The organism is Streptomyces sp. NPDC037421 (genome assembly GCF_055602105.1).
Window position 1 is genome coordinate 1 of record NZ_JBVJWV010000081.1, and the last position, 4,234, is coordinate 4,234.

A 4,234-nucleotide genomic window follows, 5' to 3' on the forward strand; every position below is an offset into this window, starting at 1 on the left:
CCAGGGCACCCTGCGCCGCGAAGAGGGCGGGCCGCAGCGCTTCCTGGCCTCCCTCGCCGAGGCCTGGACCCACGGCGCCCCCGTCGACTGGCAGAGCGTCTGCGACATCCCGGACGCGCCCGCCGACCTGCCCACGTACGCCTTCCAGCGCCGCACCTACTGGCTCGAAGGCGCCCCGGCAGCCGACCGCGCGCCCGTCGTGGACGAGGCCGAAGCCGGCTTCTGGAACTCCGTGGAGAGCGCGGACGTCGCCGCCCTCGCCGACACCCTCGCACTCCAGGACACCGGGCCGCTCCAGGAACTGCTGCCCGCCCTGTCCGCCTGGCGTCGCGACCGCCGCGAGGCCAGCGCGCTCGACGCCCGCCGCTACCGCATCACCTGGAAGCACCTGCCCGACGCCGCACCGGCCCGGCTCCGCGGCGACTGGCTGCTGCTGGCCCCCGAAGGCACCGCCGACTGCGCCGCCGGCCCCTTCGAGGAGCTGCTCACCGCCCACGGAGCCCGCCCCCACCTCCTCACCCTCGACCCCGCCCGGGCCGACCGGGACGCGTGGGCCGGGGCCCTGCGCACCGCGCAGGACGGCCACGAGCCGTTCGCCGGGGTCCTCTCCCTGCTCTCCACCGACGAGGGCGCCGGTCTCCTCGGCACCCTCGTCACCACCCAGGCACTCGACGACGCGGGCATCGAGGCCCCCCTGTGGGCCCTCACCCGCGGAGCCGTCGCCGTCGGCCCCGAGAACGCTCCGCGCAGCGCCGTACAGGCACAGGTCTGGGGCCTCGGCCTCGTCGCCGCACTGGAACGGCCGCGCGGCTGGGGCGGTCTCGTGGACCTCCCCGCGGACCTCGACGAGGCCGCCGCGGCACGCCTCGCGGGGGCCCTCACGGGCCGGGACGGCGAGGACCAGATCGCGATCCGCACCGCCGGCACCTACGTACGCCGGCTCGTCCGGGCCGCCCTGCCCGACGGCGCACCCGCCCGCGAGTGGCAGCCGTCCGGCACGACCCTGCTCACCGGCGCCGCGGGCCCCCTGGGAGCCGAGGCGGCCCGCCGCCTCGCCGCCGCGGGCGCCGGCCACCTCCTGCTCACCGCGGCCCCCGCGGAGTTCACCCCCGCGCTCGAAGCCCTCGCCGGCGAACTCGCCGCCGACGGCACCGAGGTGACCCTGGAGGAGTGGGACGGCGCGGACCCGGCGGCGCTCGCCGCGTTGACCGCTCGCGCGGAGCAGGCGGGACGGCCGGTCAGCACCGTCGTCCACGCCGCCGCGCACGTCGAACTCACCCCCCTCGCCGCCACCACCGGCCGGCACCTGAAGGAGGCCCTCGCCGCCAAGGTCACCTCCGCCCGGGCCCTCGACGAGGTGTTCGGCACGGACGGCCCCGCCCTGGACGCGTTCGTACTGTTCTCCTCCGTCACCTCCTACTGGGGCGGCGGCGAGCACGCCGCGTTCGCCGCGGCCAACGCCCACCTGGACGCCCTCGCCCAGCAGCGCCGCGCCCGGAACCTGCCGGCCACCGCCGTCGGCTGGGGCGTATGGGACCTGTTCGACGCCGAAGCCCACCCCGACGAGGCCCGTGAACTCCACGAGCGCTCCGCCCAGCGCGGTCTGCCGCTCCTGGACCCCGCGGCGGCCCTCCAGGCCCTGCGGCGGATCCTCGACCACGACGAGACGGCCGTGGCCGTCGCCGACGTCGACTGGGACCGCTTCCTGCCCCTGTTCACCTCGGCCCGTACGGGACGCCTCACCGAGGACGTCCCGCAGGCCCGCCGGATCCTCGCGCAGGCCGGCCACGGCGGCGACGAGGACGCCGGGGACACGGGAGCGGCCGACGCGCTGCGCCACAAGCTCGCCGAACTGTCCGGCGAGGAACAGGAACGCGTCCTCACGGACCTGGTGTGCGGCCACGCCGCCGCCGTCCTCGGCCACTCCTCGGCCGGCGCGGTCGACGCCGCCCGGGCCTTCAAGGACCTCGGCTTCGACTCGCTGACGGCCGTCGGCCTGCGCAACGGGCTGAACGCCGCCACCGGGCTCGGCCTGCCCGCCACGATGGTCTTCGACTACCCCACCCCCGGCGCGCTCGCCGGCTACCTGCGCGGCCTGCTCCTGGACGGCGGCGCCAGGCGCGAAGAGGCGACCACGGACTCCGTGCACAGCGACCTCGACCGCATCGAGTCCGACCTGCTGTCGCTGGCACCCGGCCAGGACGAGCGCAAGAACCTCACCCGCCGCCTGGAGGCACTGCTCTCCCGCTGGAAGGACGCGCAGGCCGCCGCGGACGCCGAATCCGTCAGCGGAAAGCTCGACGCCGCGTCCGACGAAGAGATATTCGCATTCATCCGCAAGGAATTCGGCCGCCCGGAGTAAGGGCGTCCTCCGGCCAGTCGGTCACACGAATTCCAGCTCTATCCGAGAGGTTCAAAGAGGTCCCCATGGCGACGAACGAAGAGACGCTCCGCGATTACCTCAAGTGGGTCACCGCCGATCTGCACGAGACGAAGCAGCGGCTGCGCGAGGTCGAGGACGCCGGGCACGAGCCGATCGCGATCGTCGGCATGGCCTGCCGCTTCCCCGGTGGCGTCGCGTCGCCGGAGGACCTGTGGCGCCTGGTGTCGGACGGCGCGGACGCCATCGGCCCCTTCCCCGAGGACCGCGGCTGGGACCTCGACGCGATCTACGACCCGGACCCCGAGCGCTCCGGCCGCACCTACGTGAAGGAAGGCGGATTCCTCTACGAGGCCGGCGCGTTCGACCCGGGCGTGTTCGGCATATCGCCGCGCGAGGCCCTCGCGATGGACCCGCAACAGCGCCTCGTGATGGAAGCCGCCTGGGAGGCGTTCGAGCGGGCCGGAATCGACCCGCTGTCCGTGAAGGGCAGCCGCACCGGTACCTTCGTCGGCTGCTACAACCTCGACTACTGCTGGTCCCTGCCCTCCATCCCCGAGGGGTACGAGGGCCACCTGACCACCGGCAGCGCGGCGAGCGTCGTCTCCGGCCGCGTCGCCTACACCTTCGGCCTGGAGGGCCCGGCCGTCTCCGTCGACACCGCCTGCTCGTCGGGACTCGTCGCCCTGCACATGGCCGCGCAGGCGCTGCGCGCCGACGAGTGCTCCATGGCCCTCGTCGGCGGTGTCACCGTCATGTCCACCCCGCTGGAGTTCATCGGCTACAGCGAGCAGCGCGGCATGGCCGCCGACGGCCGCTGCAAGGCCTTCTCCGCGGGCGCCGACGGCATGGCGCTCGCCGAGGGCGCCGGCATCCTGCTCGTCGAGCGGCTCTCCGACGCCGTGCGCAACGGCCACGAAGTACTGGCCGTCGTACGGGGTTCGGCGACCAACCAGGACGGCGCCAGCAACGGCATGACCGCCCCCAACGGCCCCTCCCAGCAGCGCGTCATCAAGCAGGCCCTCGCCAACGCCAGGCTGTCCACCCACGACGTCGACGTCGTCGAGGCGCACGGCACCGGAACGGCCCTCGGCGACCCGATCGAGGCCGGGGCGCTGCTGGCGACCTACGGCCAGCGGCCCGCGGACGCCGCACCGCTGCGGCTGGGCTCCGTGAAGTCCAACATCGGCCACACGCAGGCCGCTTCGGGCATCGCCGGCGTCATCAAGATGGTCATGGCGATGCGCAACGGCGTGCTTCCCAAGACCCTCCACGTCAGCGAGCCGTCCCCGCACATCGACTGGTCCTCCGGCGCGGTGGAACTGCTCACCGAGCCCTCGGACTGGACCGTCGACGGCCGCCCGCGCCGGGCCGCCGTCTCCTCGTTCGGCATCAGCGGGACCAACGCCCACATCATCCTGGAGCAGCACCTCGCACAGGACGAGGCCGAGGGCGCCGCCGAGGACGCCGCACCCGGGGCGCCCGCCGGGACCGTCGTCACCGGCGGCCTGGTCCCGTGGACCCTGTCCGGCAAGACCACCGAGGCCCTGCACGGGCAGGCGGCCCGGCTGCGCGCCCACGCGGAGTCCGGCACCGCCGTCGAACCGGCCGTGGTGGCCGGGGCGCTGGCCACGACGCGGGCCGCGCTGGAGCGGCGCGGTGTCGTCCTGGCGGGCGACCGCGACGGCTTCCTGACCGGTCTGGACGCGCTGGCCGCCGGGCTCCCGGCGGCGGGCGTCGTGGACGGCGCCGTCGTCAAGGGCGCGGAGCGTCCGGTGTTCGTGTTCCCCGGTCAGGGTTCGCAGTGGGCGGGGATGGCGGTGGAGCTGTACGACTCCTCGCCGGTGTTCGCGG

At 74.8% G+C, this 4,234-nt stretch carries 2 protein-coding genes; both read left to right on the forward strand.

Features of this window, described 5'->3' with window-relative positions; genetic code table 11:
- A partial coding sequence (locus ACZ7IF_RS39190) for a KR domain-containing protein (RefSeq protein WP_470981813.1) occupies positions 1-2,362 on the forward strand: 2,362 nt, incomplete at its 5' end.
- Positions 2,363-2,427: 65 nt separating this feature from the next.
- The coding region (locus ACZ7IF_RS39195) for a type I polyketide synthase (protein WP_470981815.1) at positions 2,428-4,234 on the forward strand (1,807 nt) is incomplete at its 3' end.